20 protein-coding genes and 2 pseudogenes are annotated in these 21,585 nt (G+C 60.8%); 10 read left to right on the top strand and 12 right to left on the bottom strand.

Translation table 11 applies throughout. From position 1 onward, the window contains the following. From hutG to AO064_RS16995, 9 genes and pseudogenes are all read left to right on the top strand, one after another. Positions 1–801, top strand: a complete 801-nt coding sequence (gene hutG / locus AO064_RS17035; protein ID WP_064054074.1) for an N-formylglutamate deformylase — start codon at positions 1–3, stop codon at positions 799–801. 314 nt (positions 802–1,115) lie between these two features. Then, complete coding sequence (gene pip / locus AO064_RS17030) at positions 1,116–2,087, top strand: prolyl aminopeptidase (RefSeq protein WP_012721782.1); 972 nt, start codon at positions 1,116–1,118, stop codon at positions 2,085–2,087. After that, a complete protein-coding gene (dtd, locus tag AO064_RS17025; RefSeq protein WP_064054073.1) occupies positions 2,084–2,521 on the top strand; it encodes a D-aminoacyl-tRNA deacylase in 438 nt (145 codons plus the stop codon). The genes pip and dtd overlap by 4 nt, the downstream gene beginning before the upstream one ends. 267 nt (positions 2,522–2,788) lie before the next feature. Next, positions 2,789–4,525, top strand: coding sequence for a glucan biosynthesis protein G (locus AO064_RS17020; protein ID WP_043206109.1), 1,737 nt, complete (start codon positions 2,789–2,791; stop codon positions 4,523–4,525). Continuing rightward, positions 4,518–7,090 (top strand): annotated as a pseudogene (mdoH, locus tag AO064_RS17015) (glucans biosynthesis glucosyltransferase MdoH); the annotation flags it as partial. The gene AO064_RS17020 and the pseudogene mdoH, both read left to right, overlap by 8 nt. 183 nt (positions 7,091–7,273) lie before the next feature. Continuing rightward, positions 7,274–8,074 (top strand): transporter substrate-binding domain-containing protein, encoded by an 801-nt coding sequence (locus AO064_RS17010; protein WP_012721786.1) that lies wholly within the window; start codon positions 7,274–7,276, stop codon positions 8,072–8,074. A gap of 220 nt (positions 8,075–8,294) precedes the next feature. Next, complete coding sequence (locus AO064_RS17005; RefSeq protein ID WP_064054071.1) at positions 8,295–9,092, top strand: transporter substrate-binding domain-containing protein; 798 nt, start codon at positions 8,295–8,297, stop codon at positions 9,090–9,092. Positions 9,093–9,129: 37 nt separating this feature from the next. Then, positions 9,130–10,089: an amino acid ABC transporter permease gene (locus AO064_RS17000; RefSeq protein WP_012721788.1), complete on the top strand. Its 960-nt coding sequence runs from the start codon at positions 9,130–9,132 to the stop codon at positions 10,087–10,089. Beyond that, positions 10,082–10,816, top strand: coding sequence for an amino acid ABC transporter ATP-binding protein (locus tag AO064_RS16995; RefSeq protein WP_064054070.1), 735 nt, complete (start codon positions 10,082–10,084; stop codon positions 10,814–10,816). Before AO064_RS17000 ends, AO064_RS16995 begins: the two co-directional genes overlap by 8 nt. A gap of 193 nt (positions 10,817–11,009) precedes the next feature. Here AO064_RS16995 and AO064_RS16990 read toward each other — a convergent pair whose 3' ends face one another. The 12 genes and pseudogenes from AO064_RS16990 to ubiE form a co-directional block, all read right to left on the bottom strand. Further along, positions 11,010–12,917, bottom strand: coding sequence for a HAMP domain-containing methyl-accepting chemotaxis protein (locus tag AO064_RS16990; RefSeq protein ID WP_064054069.1), 1,908 nt, complete (start codon positions 12,915–12,917; stop codon positions 11,010–11,012). Positions 12,918–13,088: 171 nt separating this feature from the next. After that, complete coding sequence (locus AO064_RS31830) at positions 13,089–13,793, bottom strand: methyl-accepting chemotaxis protein (RefSeq protein ID WP_371914020.1); 705 nt, start codon at positions 13,791–13,793, stop codon at positions 13,089–13,091. 201 nt (positions 13,794–13,994) lie between these two features. Further along, positions 13,995–14,915 (bottom strand): annotated as a pseudogene (locus tag AO064_RS31825) (methyl-accepting chemotaxis protein); the annotation flags it as partial. A 197-nt stretch (positions 14,916–15,112) separates the two neighbouring features. Then, the gene (locus AO064_RS16980) at positions 15,113–15,820 is read right to left on the bottom strand and encodes a 16S rRNA (uracil(1498)-N(3))-methyltransferase (RefSeq protein WP_064054067.1); all 708 of its coding nucleotides are present in this window, start codon (positions 15,818–15,820) and stop codon (positions 15,113–15,115) included. Beyond that, positions 15,817–16,608 carry a twin-arginine translocase subunit TatC gene (gene tatC / locus AO064_RS16975; protein WP_012721793.1) on the bottom strand — a complete coding sequence of 264 codons (792 nt, stop codon included), beginning with the start codon at positions 16,606–16,608 and terminating at the stop codon, positions 15,817–15,819. The genes AO064_RS16980 and tatC overlap by 4 nt, the downstream gene beginning before the upstream one ends. Beyond that, a complete protein-coding gene (gene tatB / locus AO064_RS16970; RefSeq protein WP_064054066.1) occupies positions 16,605–17,009 on the bottom strand; it encodes a Sec-independent protein translocase protein TatB in 405 nt (134 codons plus the stop codon). Before tatB ends, tatC begins: the two co-directional genes overlap by 4 nt. Positions 17,010–17,019: 10 nt before the next feature. Further along, a complete protein-coding gene (locus AO064_RS16965; protein WP_012721795.1) occupies positions 17,020–17,298 on the bottom strand; it encodes a twin-arginine translocase TatA/TatE family subunit in 279 nt (92 codons plus the stop codon). A gap of 25 nt (positions 17,299–17,323) precedes the next feature. Beyond that, the gene (locus AO064_RS16960) at positions 17,324–17,656 is read right to left on the bottom strand and encodes a phosphoribosyl-ATP diphosphatase (RefSeq protein ID WP_003209299.1); all 333 of its coding nucleotides are present in this window, start codon (positions 17,654–17,656) and stop codon (positions 17,324–17,326) included. Positions 17,657–17,658: 2 nt separating this feature from the next. Beyond that, positions 17,659–18,051: a phosphoribosyl-AMP cyclohydrolase gene (gene hisI, locus AO064_RS16955; protein WP_012721796.1), complete on the bottom strand. Its 393-nt coding sequence runs from the start codon at positions 18,049–18,051 to the stop codon at positions 17,659–17,661. A 41-nt stretch (positions 18,052–18,092) separates the two neighbouring features. Then, positions 18,093–19,697 (bottom strand): ubiquinone biosynthesis regulatory protein kinase UbiB, encoded by a 1,605-nt coding sequence (ubiB, locus tag AO064_RS16950; protein WP_012721797.1) that lies wholly within the window; start codon positions 19,695–19,697, stop codon positions 18,093–18,095. Beyond that, complete coding sequence (locus tag AO064_RS16945) at positions 19,694–20,317, bottom strand: ubiquinone biosynthesis accessory factor UbiJ (RefSeq protein ID WP_012721798.1); 624 nt, start codon at positions 20,315–20,317, stop codon at positions 19,694–19,696. The genes ubiB and AO064_RS16945 overlap by 4 nt, the downstream gene beginning before the upstream one ends. Further along, a complete protein-coding gene (gene ubiE, locus AO064_RS16940; protein WP_003171186.1) occupies positions 20,317–21,087 on the bottom strand; it encodes a bifunctional demethylmenaquinone methyltransferase/2-methoxy-6-polyprenyl-1,4-benzoquinol methylase UbiE in 771 nt (256 codons plus the stop codon). The genes AO064_RS16945 and ubiE overlap by 1 nt, the downstream gene beginning before the upstream one ends. A 144-nt stretch (positions 21,088–21,231) precedes the next feature. Here ubiE and AO064_RS16935 point away from each other — a divergent pair, with 144 nt between their 5' ends. Next, positions 21,232–21,507, top strand: coding sequence for a polyhydroxyalkanoic acid system family protein (locus AO064_RS16935; protein WP_012721799.1), 276 nt, complete (start codon positions 21,232–21,234; stop codon positions 21,505–21,507). The last annotated feature ends 78 nt before the right edge of the window (positions 21,508–21,585 follow it).

Raw genomic sequence — 21,585 nt, 5'->3', positions numbered from 1 at the left:
GTGGATAAGGTTCTGAACTTCACACAAGGCCGCGTGCCGCTGCTGATCAGCATGCCCCACGCCGGCCTGCGCCTCACACCCGCCGTCGAGGCAGGGTTGATCCCCGAGGCGCAAAGCCTGCCGGACACCGACTGGCACATCCCCACGCTGTATGACTTTGCCGAAGCCCTGGGTGCCAGCACCCTGTCGGCCGAATATTCGCGGTTTGTGATCGACTTGAATCGGCCCTCCGACGACAAGCCACTGTATGCCGGTGCCACCACCGGCCTATACCCGGCCACGTTGTTCGAGGGTGTGCCGTTGTTCCGTGAAGGGCTGGAACCGAGCGAGACCGAGCGCGCCAGTTACCTGCAAAAGATCTGGGGCCCCTATCACCGCACGCTGCAAGAAGAACTGGCGCGGCTCAAGGCCGAGTTCGGTTATGCCTTGCTGTTTGACGCGCATTCGATCCGCTCGGTGATCCCGCACCTGTTCGACGGCAAGTTGCCGGACTTCAACCTTGGCACCTTCAACGGCGCTGCCTGTGATCCAGGGCTGGCCAGCCAGTTGGAGGCCATCTGCGCCACCCATCCGCAGTACACCCATGTACTCAACGGACGTTTCAAGGGCGGCCATATCACCCGGCATTACGGTGACCCGGCGCAGGATATCCATGCTGTACAGCTGGAGTTGTGCCAGAGCACTTACATGGAAGAGGTTGAGCCGTTCCTTTATCGCCCGGACCTGGCCGAGCCGACGCGGGTGGTGCTCAAGCAATTGCTGGAAGGGGTGTTAGCTTGGGGGCAAGCGCGCTATCGGTGAGTGGTGGTGTTGCTGAAATAGCTATCGGGGACAAGCCCCCTCCCACACTTGACCGCGTTTTGTCGGGATGACCGCGGTTCAATGTGGGAGGGGGCTTGCCCCCGATGACGGTCTCACTGTCGCTCCTTTGCCGGCAGGCTCTACACGCCGCGGGCGTATCCACTCTGTGTACCCCGATGGCCGGGGGAGAGAAGGGCTGACACAGGTCTAAGCGCGCAAGGACATGCTCATTGCACAATTCGGGTTTATAGTGCCAAACGGCAAAATAAAAGACGTCCCCCCAGGGATGAACCCGACCCCTTACGGAGCGCGCAATGCAGACTTGGTACCCGCAGATCAAACCCTACGCCCGGCACGATCTGGCAGTCGATGACACCCACACGCTGTACGTCGATGAAAGTGGCTCCCCCGAAGGCTTGCCCGTCGTATTCATCCATGGTGGCCCTGGCGCAGGTTGCGACGCACAGAGCCGCTGCTATTTCGACCCGAACCTGTACCGCATCGTCACCTTCGACCAGCGTGGTTGCGGGCGCTCCACCCCTCGCGCCAGCCTGGAAAACAACACCACCTGGGACCTGGTCGCCGACCTGGAGCGCATTCGCGAGCACTTGGGCATCGACAAATGGGTGCTGTTCGGCGGTTCCTGGGGCTCGACCCTGGCCCTGGCCTACGCGCAAACCCATCCAGAGCGTGTGCACGGCCTGATCGTGCGTGGCATTTTCCTGGCCCGCCCGCAGGATATCGAATGGTTCTACCAGGCCGGTGCCAGCCGTCTGTTCCCGGATTACTGGCAGGATTACATCGCGCCTATCCCGGCGGAAGAGCGCCACGACATGATCGCGGCCTATCACAAGCGTCTCACCGGCAACGACCAGATCGCCCAGATGCACGCGGCCAAGGCCTGGTCCGGCTGGGAAGGCCGTATGCTGGGGCTGTGCCCGAGCCCGCAGCACGTGGAGCGGTTTTCCGAGCCGCAGCGCGCGCTGTCCATCGCGCGTATCGAATGTCACTACTTCACCAACAACTCCTTCCTGGAGCCCAACCAGCTGATCCGCGATATGCACAAGATTGCGCATCTGCCTGGCGTAATCATCCACGGTCGCTACGATATGATCTGCCCGTTGGATAACGCTTGGGAGCTGCATCAGGCGTGGCCCAACAGCGAGCTGCAGGTGATTCGCGAGGCTGGCCATGCGGCGTCGGAGCCCGGTATTACCGATGCGCTGGTCCGCGCGACCGCTGAAATGGCACGGCGCCTGCTTGATCTGCCGCCTGAAGAAGCATGAAGGGCCTGTTGCAACGGGTGCGAGGCGCCCGGGTCGAGGTGGCGGGCGAAATCGTCGGTGCCGTCGATCAGGGGTTGCTGGTGCTGGTGGCTGTCGAGCCTTCGGATACGCCGGAGAGCGCCGATAAACTGCTGCACAAGCTGCTGAACTACCGGGTATTCAGTGAGGACGAAGGCAAGATGAACCTATCGCTCAAGGATATCGACGGCGGTTTGTTGCTGGTGTCGCAGTTCACCCTGGCGGCGGATACCAAGAGCGGGCTGCGGCCGAGCTTCTCCACAGCGGCCCCGCCGGCCCTGGGAGCAGCGCTTTTCGATCATTTGCTGTTACAAGCGCAACAATTGCATGGCAAGGTGGCGTCGGGGCGTTTTGGCGCCGATATGCAGGTGCATTTGGTCAATGACGGGCCTGTCACCTTCCTCTTACAGACGTGAATGTATTAAAAACGACTTTTAATGCCTAAAAACGTAGGGTTTCGCTACAAATACTTCGTTATCCCTGATGCGTTGTTTCGCGGGCTACTAGATAATCGCGCGCTACGGGGATCAGCGTTGTTTGGTCCATTTTTGACTTAGGTAGAGACTTGTCCGACAACCGATGGGGAATCATTTTGCCCAAGGGGAGTCGGAACAATGCTCGCCAACCTGGCATATAGATAGCTGGCCGTTGGTTTTTTGATCTGTTTTCGGCGAGGGTTGCTCGTGATTGTTAGTCCCTGTAATGCACCAAAATTGTCAGCCAAACGGTTACGAAACGCACTGGTGACGGGCTCTGCCCTGTTTTGCCTGTTCGGCGCGGGTCAACTGTGGGCATTCAGTCTGGATGATGTGTCGGCCAAGGCAAAAGAGCTGGCCGGGCAGAAATACGAAGCTCCGCGCAGCAATCTGCCGAACGAATTCCGCGAAATGAAATTCGCGGACTACCAGAAGATTCGTTTCCGCAACGAAAAAGCCGAGTGGGCCGATCAGAACACCCCGTTCAAGCTGTCCTTCTATCACCAGGGTATGCACTTCGATACACCGGTGAAAATCAATGAAGTCACCGCCGACAGCGTCCAGGAAATCAAGTACGACCCGACGCGTTTCGATTTCGGCGACGTGAAGTTTGATCCTAAAGCCACCGAACAGCTGGGTTATGCCGGCTTCCGTGTGCTGTACCCGATCAACAAGGCCGACAAGCAAGACGAAATCATGACCATGCTCGGCGCGAGCTACTTCCGCGTGGTCGGCAAGGGTCAGTCGTATGGCCTGTCCGCCCGTGGCATGGCGATCGATACTGCCTTGCCGTCCGGCGAAGAATTCCCGCGCTTCACCGAGTTCTGGATCGAACGTCCAAAGCCGGGTGAGAAACAACTGGTGATCTTTGCCCTGTTGGACTCTCCACGGGCTACCGGCGCTTATCGCCTGATCCTGCGTCCGGGCACCGACACCATTGTCGATGTGAAATCCCAGATGTTCCTGCGCGACAAGGTCACCAAACTGGGCGTAGCCCCGTTGACCAGCATGTACCTGTTCGGTGCAAACCAGCCGTCCAAAGTGCTGAACTACCGTCGCGAGCTGCACGACTCCAGCGGCCTGTCGATCCATGCCGGCAATGGCGAGTGGATCTGGCGTCCGCTGAACAACCCTAAACACCTGTCGGTCAGCAACTTCACCGTAGAGAACCCGAAAGGTTTCGGCCTGCTGCAACGCGGTCGCGACTTCAGCCACTACGAAGACCTCGACGACAACTACGACAAGCGCCCAAGCGCCTGGATCGAGCCTGAGGGCGACTGGGGCAAAGGCACCGTCAACCTGGTAGAGATTCCGACCGCCGATGAAACCAACGACAACATCGTTGCCTTCTGGAGCCCGGAAAAACTGCCGGAAGTGGGCCAGCCGCTGGACGTGTCCTACCGCCTGCACTGGACCATGGACGAGAAAGCCTTGCACCCGGCCGACAGCGCCTGGGTCAAGCAGACCCTGCGCTCCACCGGTGACGTGAAGCAATCCAACCTGATCCGCCAGCCTGACGGCAGCGTGGCCTACCTGGTCGACTTCGAGGGCCCGTCCCTCAAGGCGCTGCCGGCGGATGCCCCGGTGCGCAGCCAGGTCAGTGTCAGCGACAACGCCGAGCTGGTTGAAAACAGCGTGCGCTACAACGAGCACACCAAAGGCTGGCGCTTGACCCTGCGCATGAAGATCAAGGACGCAGGCAAACCGACCGAAATGCGCGCGGCCCTGGTGCAGGATGTTGCACCGCCGGCCCCTGAGCAGGACTCGAGCCACGTGCTCAAGGCTGACAAGGTCCTGGCCAAGCAACACGAGAAACAGGCCAAGAAAGACGCGAAAGACAAGGAAGCCAAGCAGCCAGAAGCTGCCCCAGCCACGCCGGAGCCGATCAAGACCGAACAAGTCCTGACCGAAACCTGGAGCTATCAGTTGCCTGCCGATGAGTAATTCTCAAGTAACGCCTGAGACTCTGTCCGAGTACCTGGCGCATCTACCGATGACCGCTGAGCAGCGCGCCGAACTGGCGGGCTGCACATCCTTCACCGAGTTGCACGAGCGTTTGTCGTCGTCGACGTTCGACGCGCCCACCGACGCCGCCCAGGCGTCGGTAGGCCGCCGTTTGACCCTCAACACGGCCGAAGAGCTGCAAGACGCCGAAATGCTGGTGCTGGATGCCAGCGGCCGTGTGTGCCTCAAGGCCACGCCGCCGATTCGTCGTACCCGCGTGGTGCCGGAGCCGTGGCGTACCAATATCCTGGTGCGCGGCTGGCGCCGTATCACTGGGCGTAGCAATCCGCCCGCACCGCCGAAGGATGAGCGCGTATTGCCGGCCGCCCGCTGGCGTACCGTCGGTTCGATCCGCCGTTACATCCTGCTGGTGCTGATGCTCGGCCAGACCATCGTCGCCGGCTGGTACATGAAAGGCATCATGCCGTACCAGGGCTGGTCGCTGGTCGACTTCGACGAAATCCGCAACCAGACCTTGTTGCAAACCGCTACCCAGGTACTGCCTTACGCCCTGCAAACCAGCATCCTGATCATGTTCGGGATTTTGTTCTGCTGGGTCTCGGCGGGTTTCTGGACCGCGTTGATGGGCTTCCTGGAGCTGCTCACCGGCCACGATAAATACCGGATCTCCGGTAAGAGTGCCGGCGACGAGCCGATTCCGAAAGACGCCCGCACCGCGTTGGTGATGCCGATCTGCAACGAAGACGTGCCGCGTGTATTCGCGGGTCTGCGTGCGACGTTCGAGTCGGTCGCCGCCACCGGTGACCTCGACCGCTTCGACTTCTTCGTGCTCAGCGACAGTAATGACGCCGACATCTGCATCGCCGAACAGCAAGCCTGGCTCGACGTGTGCCGTGAAGCGGGTGGTTTCGGCAAGATCTTCTATCGCCGCCGTCGCCGTCGCGTAAAGCGCAAGAGCGGCAACCTCGACGACTTCTGCCGTCGTTGGGGCGGTGACTACAAATACATGGTCGTGCTCGACGCCGACAGCGTCATGAGCGGCGAATGCCTGACCAGCCTGGTGCGCCTGATGGAAGCCACGCCGGACGCCGGGATTATCCAGACCGCGCCGCGTGCGTCGGGCATGGACACCCTGTATGCACGCATGCAGCAGTTCGCGACCCGCGTCTACGGCCCGCTGTTTACCGCCGGCCTGCACTTCTGGCAGCTGGGTGAATCCCACTACTGGGGTCACAACGCGATTATCCGCATGAAGCCGTTTATCGAGCATTGCGCCCTGGCGCCATTGCCGGGTAAAGGCGCGTTCGCCGGTTCCATTCTGTCCCACGACTTTGTTGAAGCCGCGCTGATGCGCCGTGCCGGCTGGGGCGTGTGGATTGCCTACGACCTGCCGGGCAGCTACGAAGAACTGCCGCCGAACCTGCTGGACGAACTCAAGCGTGACCGTCGCTGGTGCCACGGTAACCTGATGAACTTCCGCCTGTTCCTGGTCAAGGGTATGCACCCGGTGCACCGTGCGGTGTTCCTGACCGGTGTGATGTCCTACCTGTCGGCGCCGTTGTGGTTCCTGTTCCTGGTGCTGTCCACGGCCCTGCTGGCGGTGAACACGCTGATGGAGCCGCAGTACTTCATGGCGCCACGCCAGCTGTACCCACTGTGGCCGCAATGGCATCCGGACAAAGCGGTGGCGCTGTTCTCCACCACCATCGTGCTGTTGTTCCTGCCGAAGCTGCTGAGCATCATCCTGATATGGGCCAAGGGCGCGAAAGAGTTCGGCGGCAAGTTCAAGGTGACCTTGTCGATGCTGCTGGAGATGCTGTTCTCCATGCTGCTGGCACCGGTACGGATGATCTTCCACACCCGTTTCGTACTTGCCGCGTTCCTCGGCTGGGCCGCGACCTGGAACTCGCCGCAGCGTGACGATGACTCCACCCCATGGGGTGAAGCGATCAAGCGCCATGGCACCCAGACCTTGCTCGGCTTCTTTTGGGCGTTGCTGGTGGTGTGGTTGAACCCAAGCTTCCTGTGGTGGCTGGTGCCGATCGTGGGTTCGCTGATGCTGTCGATCCCGGTGTCGGTGATTTCCAGCCGTGTCGGGTTGGGCCTCAAGTCCCGCGACGAGAGCCTGTTCCTGATCCCTGAGGAATACAATCCGCCGCAAGCGCTGCTGTCCACCGACAAGTACACCCACGAAAACCGTTGGCATGCGCTGAATGACGGCTTTGTGCGCTCGGTGGTCGACCCGCAGCAGAACGCCCTGGCCTGTGCCCTGGCGACCTCGCGTCACGCGCAGGCCGAGCCGATCGAGTACCTGCGTGCCGAACGTGTGCGTCACGCGTTGAAAGTCGGTCCTGCCGGCCTCAACAACGGTGAACGCCTGGCCTTGCTCAGTGACCCGGTAGCCCTGGCTCGCCTGCACGAGCAGGTCTGGAGCGAAGGCCATGCCGAGTGGCTCGCCGCCTGGCGGGAATCGATCAAGGCTGACCCGCACGCGCCGTTGCTGCCGCTGCAACCGCTGTCGTCCCAGGCCCAACCGGCCTGATTCAGACGCCCCCGAGGGTTCTCCTCGGGGGTGTTCCGAACGCTGGTCCTACAGCGTTTTCCGTTACTTTCCCTCTCGGCTTAACTTCTTGTTATTTCGAAACAAAAGACCCTTGTTCGAGGCGTATTGCCGTGCCCGTGGCTGAGTTAGCATCGCCCCGAATTTAACCGGCTACTGGGGTCTTCATGAGCAAAGGCTATTGTTCTGCGCTGCTGATCAGCGCTGTCGCATGGATTCACATGGGCCTGGCACAGGCTGGCGCGATTGACGACGCCGTTCGACGCGGCGCGCTCAAGGTCGGCACCACGCCCACCTACGTGCCCTTCGAAATGACCGATAAACAGGGACGCATCGTCGGCTTTGAAATCGACCTGCTCAAGGTCATGAGCCAAGCCTTGGGGGTCGAGCTTGAATTGGTCACTGTGCCCTACACCGAGCTGGTGGCGGGGTTGCAGGCAAAGAAATTCGACCTGATCGGCAGCGGCATGACCGTCACCCAGGAACGCAACCTCAAGCTCAACTTCAGCGATTCGTTCATCGTGGTCGGCCAGTCGGTGGTGTTGCACCCAAGGCTTCTGGGCAAGGTCAGCAGTGTCGAGGACCTGGATGACGCCAGTTACCGGATCGCCACCACCGAAGGCACCACGGGTGAGGCGGCGGCACGACGGTTTTTGGGGGCGGCCCGCATCAGCAGTTTTGCCACTCCGGAAGAAGGGGTACGCCAGGTGTTGGCGGGAGCGGCCGATGCTTTTATTCATGATGCACCCTACAACCTGATCGCCCTTAGCCGCCCGGAAAACAGCACGCTGCTGGCACTTGAGCAACCCTTCACCTTCGAACCCTTGGCATTCGGCTTGAAAAAGGGCGATTTCGACAGCCTCAACTGGATCAACCATTTTCTTAATCAAGTGGCCCAGGATGGGACCTACGATCGCCTGCACGACAAGTGGTTTAAAGACACCGATTGGTGGGTGGAAATCGACTGAAAGTCATAACTGCTTACACATCAACCGGTTGCCGGTACTCCTCTGCGTAAGTGTCTGCCCCTGAGCTTTGCCGCACCGATGTGGGGCTTTTCCGACATATGCCGATAACAAATAGCCGTGAAACCTTTGTGACGAGCAACGAGTGGGTTAGGATCGCACCCCGAAATGGTGCAGCCCTTTTGCGCGCCGACCTTACAAGAATCGTTCAGGGGACTTGATGATGAAAAAGTATCTTTCGATGCTGCTGCTCGGCGTCACCGCACTGGTCGCGGCCACTGCGGCCCAGGCGGGTGCGATCGATGATGCAGTCAAGCGCGGCACGCTGAAAGTCGGCATGGACCCGACCTACATGCCGTTTGAAATGACAGACAAGCGCGGTGAAATCATCGGCTTCGAAGTCGACATCCTCAAGGCCATGGCCAAGTCCATGGGGGTCAAGCTGGAGCTGGTATCCACCGGCTACGACGGCATTATCCCTGCCTTCCTGACCGGCAAGTTCGACATGATCGGCAGCGGCATGACCCTGACTCAGGAACGCAACCTGCGCCTGAACTTCAGCGAACCCTTCATTGTGGTCGGCCAGACCCTGCTGATCCGCAAGGAACTGGAAGGCACCATCAAGTCCTACAAAGACTTGAACGACGAGAAATACCGCCTGACCTCCAAGCTGGGCACCACCGGTGAGATGGTCGCCAAAAAGCTGATCTCCAAAGCCAAGTACCACGGCTACGACAACGAGCAGGAAGGCGTGCTGGACGTGGTCAACGGCAAGGCCGATGCCTTTGTGTATGACGCGCCGTACAACGTGGTTGCCGAGAAAAAAGTCGGCAATGGCAAGCTGGCGTTCCTGGAAGAACCCTTCACCTTCGAACCCCTGGCGTTTGGCCTGAAGAAAGGCGACTACGACAGCATCAACTTCATCAACAACTTCCTGCACCAGATCCGCAACGACGGCACCTACGATCGCATCCATGACAAGTGGTTCAAGAGCTCCGAGTGGCTCAAGGACATGGAATAAGGCTGGCGCGCGCCCGACTCTTTTGGATACTGAGTAAATGAAACAGAAAAAAGCCCAATGGCCCTGGCACCTGCTGACTGTGGTCGTGCTGGTTGGCCTGGCCGGTGCGCTGTACTACGCCACGTCGTTGATGTCCTACGAATGGCGCTGGAACCGCGTACCGCAGTACTTCGCCTACCAGGCTGAAGAGTCCCAACGCGCCGCTGACATCTCCACGGTTGTCGAGTTGGTCCGCAAAGGCGACGTCGCCGAAGTGACCTTGCGCAACGACGCCGGCACCGAGCAAAAGCTGACTGTTGCCGACAACAGCCTGCAAGTGGCGCGCGGTGACGATGTCGCCGAAGGCGATGTGGTGGGCGTGACCCGGCATTGGGCGTTGGGGCCATTGATGTGGGGTTTGTGGACCACGCTATGGTTATCGGTAGTGTCCGGAATCCTCGGCCTGGCGATTGGTCTGGCGACCGGCTTGTGCCGCTTGTCCAGCAACCCGACCTTGCGTGATCTTTCGACGATCTACGTCGAGCTGGTGCGCGGTACGCCGCTATTGGTGCAGATCTTCATCTTCTATTTCTTTATCGGTACGGTGCTCAACCTGTCCCGGGAATTCGCCGGGATTGCGGCGCTGTCGCTGTTTACCGGTGCCTATGTGGCTGAAATCGTCCGCGCCGGTGTGCAGTCCATCACCCGTGGCCAGAACGAAGCCGCGCGCTCCCTGGGCCTGAGTGCCAGCCAGTCGATGCGCCATGTGGTACTGCCGCAGGCGTTCAAGCGCGTGCTGCCACCGCTGGCCGGGCAATTTATCAGCCTGGTCAAGGACACGTCCCTGGTGTCGGTGATCGCGATTACCGAATTGCTCAAGAGCGGTCGTGAGGTGATCACCACTTCATTTTCGCCGTTTGAAATCCTGTTCTGCGTGGCAGGCCTGTACCTGCTGATCAACCTGCCGCTGTCGAAAATGGCCAGCCGGCTTGAGCGGAGGCTCGCGCAAAGTGATTGAAGTCCGCGATCTGGTAAAAGTCTTCGACACCCGTGGCCATGTGGTCCGTGCGGTGGACCATGTGACCACCCAGGTGGCCAAGGGCGAAGTGCTGGTGGTGATCGGTCCGTCCGGCTCCGGCAAGTCCACGTTCCTGCGTTGCCTCAACGGCCTGGAGGAGTTCGACTCCGGTTCGGTGAGCATCGACGGCTTGCAACTGACCGACCCGAAGACCGACGTGAACGCCTACCGCCGCGAAGTCGGCATGGTGTTCCAGCACTTCAACCTGTTTCCGCACATGACCGTGCTGGAAAACCTGTGCCTGGCGCAGAAAGTCGTGCGCAAGCGCGGCAAGCAGGAGCGTGAGGCCAAGGCCCTGGCGCTGCTGGAGAAGGTCGGCATTGCACAGAAGGCCAATGAGTTCCCCTCACGCTTGTCCGGTGGCCAACAGCAACGGGTCGCGATTGCCCGGGCGTTGGCCATGGAGCCCAAGGTGATGCTGTTTGATGAGCCAACCTCGGCCCTCGACCCGGAAATGGTCGGCGAAGTGCTGGACGTGATGAAGACGCTCGCCTTGGAGGGCATGACCATGGTCTGTGTGACCCACGAAATGGGCTTTGCCCGTGAAGTGGCGGACCGCGTGCTGTTCTTCGATCATGGCAAGTTGCTGGAAGATGCGGCCCCGGCCGAGTTCTTCGACTCACCGAAAGACCCTCGCGCCCAGGCGTTCCTGCGCCAGGTCCTGTAGTAAACACTTCCAGAGCGCTAAAAGTTGACCTGTAGTGAGCGAGCTTGCTCGCGCTGGGCCGCGTAGCGGCCCCTATAAACCCATCCGCGTTTTTAAGCCAAATCGCAGTGGCAGGTTTTTAGGGCCGCTTCGCAGCCCAGCGCGAGCAAGCTCGCTCGCCACAACAAGCCCGTCGCCACACATGTGGTGAGTCTCAGAGCCTGAATTTGCCGACCAGTGTCTGCAGGTCAAGGCTCAATCTTGTCAACTGAACGCTCGCCGCCGCCGTTTCCTCGCTGGCGGCTGCGGTTTGTTCGGAAACATCCCGTACCTTCAACACACTGCGATTGATCTCCTCGGCCACGGCGCTTTGTTGTTCGGCGGCGGCGGCAATCTGCGGGTTCATTTCCTGGATGATCGACACCGTCCGGGCAATCGCCGCCAGTGCGTCGCCGGCGTCGCGGGTCAGGCCGACGCTGTGGTCGGTCAGGTGGCGGCTGCTGTCCATGATGTCGGCAACCTGTTGTGTACCGGCGTGCAGGCCGCTGATCAGCCCTTCGATTTCTTCGGCCGATTCCTGGGTGCGTTGCGCCAGGCTGCGTACTTCATCGGCTACCACCGCAAACCCTTCACCGGCATTGCCCGCGCGTGCGGCTTCGATGGCCGCGTTCAGCGCCAACAGGTTGGTTTGCTGGGACACGGACTTGATCACGTCCAGCACACTGCCGATTTTTTGGCTCTCCTGCTGCAGTGCCAGCATGGCGCGGCTGGACAGGGCCATTTCACTGGCCAGATGGCCGATCTCCTCAATGGCTTGTGCAACCACCTTGTCACCGGCGCTGGCCTGTTGGTCCGCTTCATTGGCCGCGACAGACGCCTGCTCGGCGTGCCGGGCGACTTCCTGGGCGGTGGCGAGCATTTCGTTCATGGCGGTGGCCACCTGATCGGTTTCGTCCTTTTGGTTGCTGAGCCCGGCGCGGGTCTGCTCGGAGACGGTGGACAGCTGTGTGGCGGCACTGGCGATTTGTCGGGCGCTGTCGCCAATACCGCTGATCAGGCCGCGTAGGTTGCGCACCATTTGCCCGATGCTTTGCTGCAACTGGCCCAGCTCATCCCGGCGAGAGGTGCTGGTGGTGGTGCTCAGATCGCCCTCGGCGATCCGATTAGCCGTCAGCAATACTTGGCGCAGCGGTACGACGATCTGGCCCGCGATCACCCAGGCGGCCAGGCTGCCCAGCAGCAGTGCGGCGACGGTGACATTCAGCAGCAGGGTACGCGCCAGGCTCGCTTCGTTGTTTCGCTTGGTGCTCTGGTCTTCGCTTAACTGGTCGCTTTCCTTGAGCAACTGATCCAGTTGCTGTTCGAGTTGGAACTGCCGGGCTTCAGTACTGAGTTGGGCCTCCTTGAGGTCGGTCAGATGAGTCCGATAGTTGAGCAGGACTTTTTCCAGTGCGGCGCCGTTGACGGGCAATGCAGTGACCGCTTTCTGGGTGCGGTCCAAGGTTTGGATCGCAGTATCGACACTGTCGCCATAGGCTTCCAAAGAGGCGGCGGCCCAAGCCTGGGCCTGGGCACGATCTTCGGCTTGTTCCAAGGCGTGGCGCAGTTGTTCGATGGCCTCCAGGGCGGTTTCATCATCTTGGCTGGGCAGGTCGCTGGTGAGTTCGGCAAGCGCGTCGCTGGTCTCTGCGGCGCTGCGCTTGAGCTGTGCACGGGTGCTTTCACGGTGTTTGATCAAACTGTCCAGGCCATTCAGGGCGGCTTTGAAACTCGCCGCAAAGTCCCGGCTGTTCTGCAGTTGGCGTTGGTTGAGCGGGTCGGTAAAGCGTGGTGAAAGCTCAGTCAGGATGCGGTCGATCTTCTCCATGTGCGAGCTGATCCTTGCCAGGCTCTCCGGGTTGCTGAGGGTCCGGTAAAGGATGCGATCAGCGCGCAACTCTTCGCCGACAATCGCGAGTTGCGAGAGGATTGTCAGTTTCTGTGAGCGATCGACCGATTTGTTCAAGGCTTGCCAGCCGGTTGACGCGATGATCAGGCTGAGGGCCAGCACCAGGCCAAAGCCCAGGGCAAGTTTCAGGGCGATGCTGGTGTTTCCCAGCAGGCGGGTCAGTGGACTAAACATAGTGAACCTCCAACGAATCAAAGATAGCGTTTCGAGATTCCGGCTGACGCGGGTCAGGGGAAGTTGAAACGCTACTTTTTTCGCCGCCATACAAGTCGGTTCACGACCTGAAAAACGTGTAGGAAATTTCACAAATTGTCGGTGGCGACCCTGATGGCCGCCACGCGGGGATCAAACCTTGAAGCGGCCTACCAGGGTTTGCAGGTAGATACCCAGGCGCGCCAGCTCAGCGCTGGAGGCTGCGGTTTCTTCGCTGGCCGAAGAGGTTTGTTCCGACACATCGCGCACGTTCAACACACTGCGGTTGATCTCCTCGGCCACCGCGCTTTGCTGCTCGGCCGCCGTGGCGATCTGCGAATTCATCGCCTGGATGGTCGAGACCGTACGGGTGATGTTCGCCAGGGCGCTACCGGCACGGCGGGTCAGCTCGACGCTGCTGTCGGTCAGGCCACGGCTGTTGTCCATGATGCTTGCGACCTGTTGGGTGCCGTTTTGCAGGCCGACGATCAGCTCTTCGATCTCTTCGGTGGACTTCTGTGTGCGCTGGGCCAGGCTGCGTACCTCGTCCGCCACCACGGCGAAACCTCGCCCGGCTTCGCCGGCACGTGCGGCTTCGATCGCGGCGTTGAGGGCCAGCAGGTTGGTTTGCTGAGCCACGGACTTGATCACGTCGAGCACGCTGCCGATTTTGTCGCTTTCGCGCTTCAGGTCGCCCATGGCCGCCGTGGAGTTGCCCACTTCGGTGGCCAAGCGTTCGATCTGGGCGATGGCTTCGCCGACCACTTTGTCGCCTTCACGGGCCTGCTGGTCAGCGGCCACGGCAGCTTCGGAGGCTTCCTCGGCGTTGCGCGCCACTTCTTGCACGGTGGCGGCCATTTCGTTCATGGCGGTGGCGACCTGGTCGGTCTCGACCTTCTGGCTGTTGACCCCAGCGCTGGTTTGCTCGGTCACGGCGGACAGCTGTTCAGCGGCGCTGGCGATTTGGGTGACGCCGTCGCTGATGCCACCGATCAGCTCACGCAGGCCGACGGTCATGCTTTGCATGGCGCGTTGCAGTTGACCCAGTTCGTCCTGGCGTAGAGAGGTCAGGTTGTGGCTCAGGTCGCCCGAGGCCACGCGTTCGGCCACCTGGAGTGTCTGGTTGAGCGGGATGATGATCTGGCGGGTGATGGCCCAGGCGGCGACGAGGCCGAAGATCAGCGCCAGTACGGTGGCCAACAGCAACAGCTGCTTGGCGTTTGCCGCATCGGCGTCACGCACCACCGTTTGCGAGGTGGTCAGCTTGTTACTGCGGTCCAGCAGTATGTCGCCCTGCACGCCCATGATTTTCATCGCTGCAGCGGTGGCAACCTGAGAATCGCGGTATTGGCTGACCGCTGCGCGATAGGCTTGCAGTGACACGCTGGCCTGTTGCAGGTTGGTCGAATATTGTTCAGGGATTTGGCCCGTGAGGTTGGCGATCTTTTTCAGGGCATTATCGATGGCGTCCAGCGCCGGCTGCTCTGCTTCGACCTTGCCGCTGTAGGTATAGCCGCGCACCTGAAAGCGCGCTTGCTGGATCAGTTTGCTCACATCGACAACGCTGTTGAACTGGCTGACGCTGTCACCTTGCAGCAGGGATTTTTCGACTTCGTTTACCTTGAGTACCGCGTTGTCAGCGGTATCGCCCAATTTGCTACGGGCGTTTTCGCGATTGGCTCCGGCCTGGACCATGGCATCAAATGCCCGTTTGTACTGGTCGACCCCTGCCAGTTGATCATCGATCAGGGCAATATCGGCGGGCTGTTCAATCAGCGTACGCGCGGTTTTCAGGCCGCCTTCCAGCTTGCCAAGCAGCTCATTGACGGCTGCCGGCCCCTGTTCGCCACGGCGCATTTCGAAGTCCAGGCGCGCAATGCGCAGGTCCTTGCTCAGGTCGTTGAGGCTGGCGATATAACCCAGTTTGTCCCCGCGACTGATCACGCCTGAGAGCCCGGTCCAGCCGGTGAAGGTGATCATTAGCGTCAGCAGTAATACCAGGCCGAAGCCCACGCCAAGTTTGGTTTTGACGCTGACATTCCCCAGCTTTTCGGCTAACCAACGATACATACTGCAAACTCCCGTGGAACAAGGCTTGGACTTATTCACGGGTTATCGGCAGATACGCAGGAATCTGTAGTGACACAGGGGAGCTGCGTCGTTTGCCAGGTTTGTGGTTAGAAGAGCCGGGCGAGCAGGGCGGTGACGGCCGTTTCGACCCGTAGGATGCGTGCACCGAGTTGCACCGGCTGCAGCCCTGCTTGGGTCAGCAGGTCCACTTCGTAGGGAATCCAGCCACCCTCAGGCCCGATCGCCAGGGTCACCGGCTCATCCAGCCCACGTGGGCACGCCGGGTAATCGCCTGGGTGACCGATCAGGCCCAAGGTGCCTTCGGTCATGGCCGGCAGGCGGTCTTCGACGAAGGGTTTGAAGCGCTTTTCGATAACGATCTCGGGCAACACCGTGTCCCGGGCCTGTTCCAAGCCGAGGATCAATTGCTCGCGAATCGCCTCGGGCTCCAGGAACGGGGTTTGCCAGAAGCTCTTCTCGACCCGGTAGCTGTTGACCAGCACCACCTTGGGCACGCCCATGGCGGCCACGGTCTGCAGCACCCGGCGCAGCATTTTCGGGCGCGGTAGGGCCAGCAGCAGCGTCAGCGGCAGTTTGGCCGGTGGAGGTTGGTCGAAGCTCACTTGCAGTTCGGCTTCGCGGGCTTCCAGGCGCACCAGTTGTGCATTGCCCATCAACCCGCCGACGCGCCCGACACGCAGGCTGTCGCCTACGACGGCGCGGTGGACTTCCTGCATGTGCACCAGGCGCCGATCACGCAGCACCACACGGTCGGCCGCGATAAAGTCGGCCTCTTCCAGCAGCAGCAGGTTCACGGCTGGGTCGCTGGCGGCTGGTCGTCGTCGGCGGTTTGGTCATCCGGGTGTTCGCCGCGCTTGGTGATCAAGCTGCTGAACAGGATGCCAATCTCGAACAGCATCCACATCGGCACGGCCAACAGGGTCTGGGAGAAAATATCCGGCGGGGTGAGGATCATGCCGACCACGAAGCAGCCGATGATCACGTAGGGGCGGATCTTCTTCAGGTATTGCACGTTGACCACGCCGATCCACACCAGCAACACCACGGCCACCGGGATTTCGAAGGCCACGCCAAAGGCGAAGAACAGCGTCATCACGAAGTCGAGGTAGCTGGTGATGTCGGTCATCATTTCCACGCCGGCCGGGGTGGCGGCGGCGAAAAATTTGAAGATCAACGGGAACACCAGGAAGTAGGCGAACGCCATGCCGGTGTAGAACAGCAGGATGCTCGACACCAGCAACGGCACCGCGATGCGCTTCTCATGCTTGTACAGGCCCGGCGCGATAAAGCCCCAGATCTGATGCAGGATCACCGGGATCGCCAGGAACAGCGAGACCATCATGGTCAGCTTCAACGGCGTCAGGAACGGTGATGACACATCGGTGGCGATCATCGTCGCGCCGGCCGGCAGGTACTGGCGCAGCGGCGTGGAGACGAAGGTGTAGATCTGCTGGGTAAAGGCGAACAACCCGGCAAAGATGATGAAGATGGCCGCTACGCAACGCAGCAGGCGGGTACGCAGCTCGGTGAGGTGCGAGACCAGCGGCATATGCTGGTCGTTTTCCGGTTTATCAGCGCTCATGGGGCTCGCGGCGGCAATGTGGGGTCATGGGGCGCGGGCGACGCGGCAGACGTCGGCGCAGGCTCGGTTGGCGCGGTGGGCTGCACGGGAGCGGCCTCAACGGTTGGCGCGATGGTGTTGTCAGCCACCGGCTCCACCGGTTTGGCGGGTTCCTGCACGGGTGACAGAATCTTCCGGGCTTCCTGCTCCAACGACAGAATATGTTCGTTGTGCAGTTGCCGGCGGATTTCGTCGGCGCCGATTTCCCTTTCAACTTCCTGTTTGATGGCGTTGAAACTGCGTTTCAGGCGCCCGATCCACAGGCCGGCCGTGCGTGCCGCACCGGGCAGGCGTTCCGGCCCCAGTACCAGCAGGGCTACCAGGCCGACGAGCAGCAGTTCAGAGAAGCTGATACCAAACATTAGTCAGTGCTCACGAGTCTTTGCGGGTCGGCTCTTCGACTTTTTCAGCCTGCACGTCGAAGGTACGACGCTCGGTGATCGGCTGGGTGGCCTGCGGGTGCACAGGCTGTGCCGGCGGTACGGGATTGACCACCGGGTCGGCCGGTTTTTCGTCGTCGTTCATGGCTTTACGGAAGCCCTTGATCGACTCGCCGACGTCGGTGCCGAGGTTCTTGAGTTTCTTGGTGCCGAATACCAGTACCACGACCACCAGAATGACGATCCAGTGTTTCCAGTCAAAAATGCCCATGCTGCAATTCCTCAGTCAACGTTATTCAAGCGGACGGGCGCGAAGCCTTTTCGGCATGCCCGGACAAGCCGAAGCGACGGTCCAGTTCATCCAGCACTGCCTGTGGATGCTGCCCCAGTTGGGCGAGCATGACCAGGCTGTGGAACCACAAGTCGGCGGTTTCGTAGATCACATCGCTGCAGTCGCCGCTGATTTGCGCGTCCTTGGCGGCGATGATCGTCTCGACGGATTCTTCGCCGAGTTTTTCCAGGATCTTGTTCAAGCCCTTGTGGTACAGGCTGGCGACGTAGGAACTGTCGGCGTCCGCGCCTTTGCGGTCTTCCAGCACCTGGGCCACACGGTTCAGGGTATCGCTCATGTTCAGTGTCCTGCCGAGTAGATGGCGTGCGGGTCTTTGAGCACCGGCTCCACGACTTTCCATTCGCCGTTCTCGAACACGCGATAGAAGCAGCTGTGACGGCCGGTGTGGCAGGCGATGTCGCCGATCTGCTCGACCTTGAGGATCACCACGTCGGCGTCGCAGTCGATGCGCATCTCGTGCAGGGTTTGCACGTGCCCGGACTCTTCGCCCTTGCGCCACAGTTTGCCACGCGAGCGTGACCAGTAGATGGCGCGCTGCTCAGTGGCAGTGAGGCTCAGGGCCTCGCGGTTCATCCAGGCCATCATCAGCACGCGCCCGGTCTTGTAGTCCTGGGCAATGGCCGGCACCAGGCCGTCACTGTCCCACTTGATCTCGTCCAGCCAGTCTTTCATGTTCGGCTCCGGCAATTTGCGACAGTGTATAACCGGATTGGCTATCGACGCACGATCAGATAAACACCCACGGCGACCATGATGCCAGCCGGCCAGTGGCCCAGTTGGTTCAGCGGACCACCGATGGCCAGCATCACCCCGCCGACTAGGTGCGCAGCGCCCAGCAGGCGCAGGAACCAGTCGTCCTTGCGCTTCTTCCAGGGTGGCGCCGGGTCCTTGGCGTGGGGCTGGGACATGCGCTCCAACAGGTCGCGGGTCATGTTGGCCAAGTGCGGCAGTTGTTCCATCTGGCTGTGCAGGTTGCCCAGCACGGTTTTCGGGCTCATCCGCTCGCGCATCCAGCGTTCGAGGAACGGCTGGGCGGTATTCCACAGGTCGAGGTCCGGGTACAGCTGGCGGCCCAGGCCTTCGATGTTGAGCAGGGTTTTCTGCAACAGCACCAACTGTGGCTGCACTTCCATATTGAAGCGCCGCGCGGTCTGGAACAGGCGCATCAAGACCTGGCCGAAGGAAATATCTTTTAACGGTTTTTCAAAGATCGGCTCGCACACGGTGCGTATCGCCGCTTCGAATTCGTTGAGCTTGGTCTCAGCCGGCACCCAGCCCGAATCGATGTGCAATTGCGCCACGCGGCGGTAGTCGCGCTTGAAGAAGGCGAACAGGTTGCGGGCCAGGTAGTCCTGGTCTTCCGGCGTCAGGCTGCCGACGATGCCGCAGTCGATCGCGATGTACTGCGGGCTCCACGGGTTGACGGTGCTGACGAAGATATTGCCCGGGTGCATGTCGGCGTGGAAGAAACTGTCGCGGAACACTTGGGTGAAGAAGATCTCCACGCCACGCTCGGCGAGCATCTTCATATCGGTACGCTGGTCGGCCAGCGTCGCGAGGTCGGTGACCTGCACGCCGTAAATGCGCTCCATCACCAGCACTTTGGGGCGGCACCAATCCCAATACACTTGCGGCACGTACAGCAGCGGCGAGCCTTCGAAGTTGCGCTTGAGTTGGCTGGCATTCGCGGCTTCGCGCAGCAGGTCGAGTTCGTCGTAGATGGTTTTTTCGTAGTCGGCGACCACATCCACCGGGTGCAGCAGGCGCGCATCGGCCGAGAAACGCTCGGCAGCGCGGGCGAGAATGAACAGCCACGCCAGGTCCTGGCCAATGATCGGCTTAAGGCCGGGGCGGATCACCTTCACCACCACTTCTTCGCCGGTCTTGAGCTGCGCCGCGTGCACTTGTGCGACCGAAGCAGAGGCCAGCGGGTCGACGTCGAAGCGGCTGAACACCTCGCTGATCTTCTTGCCCAGCTGTTCTTCGATGAGCTTCATCGATTGCTGGGAATCGAACGGCGGCACGCGGTCCTGCAACAGCATCAGCTCGTCGGCGATGTCTTCGGGCAGCAGGTCGCGGCGGGTCGAGAGGATCTGCCCGAACTTGATGAAGATCGGCCCCAGGTCCTGCAGCGCCAGGCGCAGGCGCGCGCCACGGCTCAGCTCCAGCTGTTTGCGCGGGAACCAGCGCCACGGCAGTACATAACGTACAGCGAGCAGGAACCACGGCAGAGGCAGGGCGAACAGCAGGTCATCGAGGCGGTAGCGGATTACGACGCGCTGGATACGAAACAAACGGCGGACGGCGAGCAGCTTCATGCGTTATCGCTTGGATCAAGGGAACGGCTCAGGCGCTCGAAGCGGGCCTCGAGGCGTTCCAGGTCGATTTTGGCCTTGTCGAGTTCACGAAAGCGCGCTTGCGCTTCCCGTTCTCCGACCAGGGTGCGCGATTCTTCGCTCAGGTATTCGGCGAGGTTTTGGTTGAGGCTGGCGAACCCCTGCTGGTACCAACGCGAGCGGCTGCGCAGGTGCCCGCTGATCAACTGGGTGGCGACGGGGCCGATCCAGCGCGACAGCTCGTATTCCCAGTCCAGCTCCAGGTCCTGCAGCACGGCGGCCAGGTCCATCAGCACCGAGCTGTCACCTTCCAAATGCACTTCAGTGCCGTGGAGGATGGCGGTCTTGTTGCGGCTCAGCGCCAGGTGCAACAGGCTGGACGCCGGTGCACGCAGGGTGCAATCGGCCTCGGCAGCCCATTGGGTCGCGAGCAGCAGGCCTTCATCGCTGGGCAGGATAAACAGCTGCAAGGCGGGGCTGCTGCAGTCGACGGCGATGACCTTGCCGTTCAAGTGCGCAAGCCGCGCCAGGGCGGTGCTGTCCAGGCGCAGCACACGGTTGAGGCCGTGTTCGACGCTGGCGAGAAGGCCTTTGAGCAGCATCAGGGCTTGATGCCGCGGTGCAGGGCCACGATGCCCGAGGTCATGTTGTGGTAGGTCACACGGTCGAAACCGGCCTCTACCATCATCGACTTCAGGGTTTCCTGATCGGGGTGCATGCGGATCGATTCGGCCAGGTAGCGATAGCTCTCGGCGTCATTGGTGATCAGCTTGCCCATCAACGGCATGAAGGCGAAGGAGTAGGTGTCGTAGACCTTGGACATCAGCGCGTTGGTCGGTTTGGAGAACTCCAGCACCAACAGGCGGCCGCCCGGCTTGAGGACGCGCAGCATCGAGCGGATCGCGTCTTCCTTGTGGGTCACGTTGCGCAGGCCGAAAGCGATGGTCACGCAATCGAAGTGGTTGTCGGGGAACGGCAGCTTTTCCGCATCGGCCTGGACGAATTCGATATTGCCGGCCACACCCTTGTCGAGCAGGCGGTCACGACCGACCTTGAGCATCGAGCCGTTGATGTCCGCCAATACCACTTGGCCGGTCGGACCCACGAGCTTGGAGAATTTGGCCGCCAGGTCGCCCGTACCGCCGGCGATATCCAATACGCGGTTGCCGGTGCGTACACCCGACAGCTCGATGGTGAAGCGCTTCCACAGGCGGTGCATGCCGCCGGAGAGCACGTCGTTCATCAGGTCGTACTTGGCCGCTACGGAGTGAAACACCTCAGCGACTTTTTCCGCTTTCTGGCTTTCCGGGACGTTCTTGAAGCCGAAGTGAGTGGTGGGTTCGGCATCGCTGCCTTTGCGCTGATCAGTCATATCGCTGTCACCAAAAGAGAATGCGGGACATGATAATCCCCAAGGCCTGCTTTGTCTTGGCAAGGCTGAAGGTAAGATGGGCGGTCACCGAGACCTTTTGCCGCATCGAAGGTATCCAAGTCCCTATAAAGAGGAGTCATTGCAATGGCCCGTATAACCGTTGAGCGTGCACATTCCCTGGGTAAAGAAGGCGCACGGGCAAAGGCCGATAAGTTGGCGCTCAAACTCAAGGAGCAATATGGCCTGGAGCCTTCGTGGTCCGGCGATACCTTGAACCTCAAGCGTTCGGGGGTTAAAGGCACGGTATTAGTCGCCGATGATTCGCTGCGCATTGATGTGGAACTGGGGCTGTTGATGTCGGCCATGAGTGGCACCATCAAGTCCGAAATCGAGAAGGCCCTGGATAAGGCGCTGGTTTGATCCGATTGTTCTTAGGGTGCCGATTCTAATTTTCCAGCCTACTTTGTGCCCAAGCCCTCAACTCCTGTGGGCCGTTCC

This window comes from Pseudomonas marginalis, from assembly GCF_001645105.1.
Classification (GTDB): Bacteria; Pseudomonadota; Gammaproteobacteria; order Pseudomonadales; family Pseudomonadaceae; genus Aquipseudomonas; species Aquipseudomonas petroselini.
Note: the sequence above shows the minus strand (reverse complement) of the source record. Positions and strands in the feature narration are given on the sequence as shown.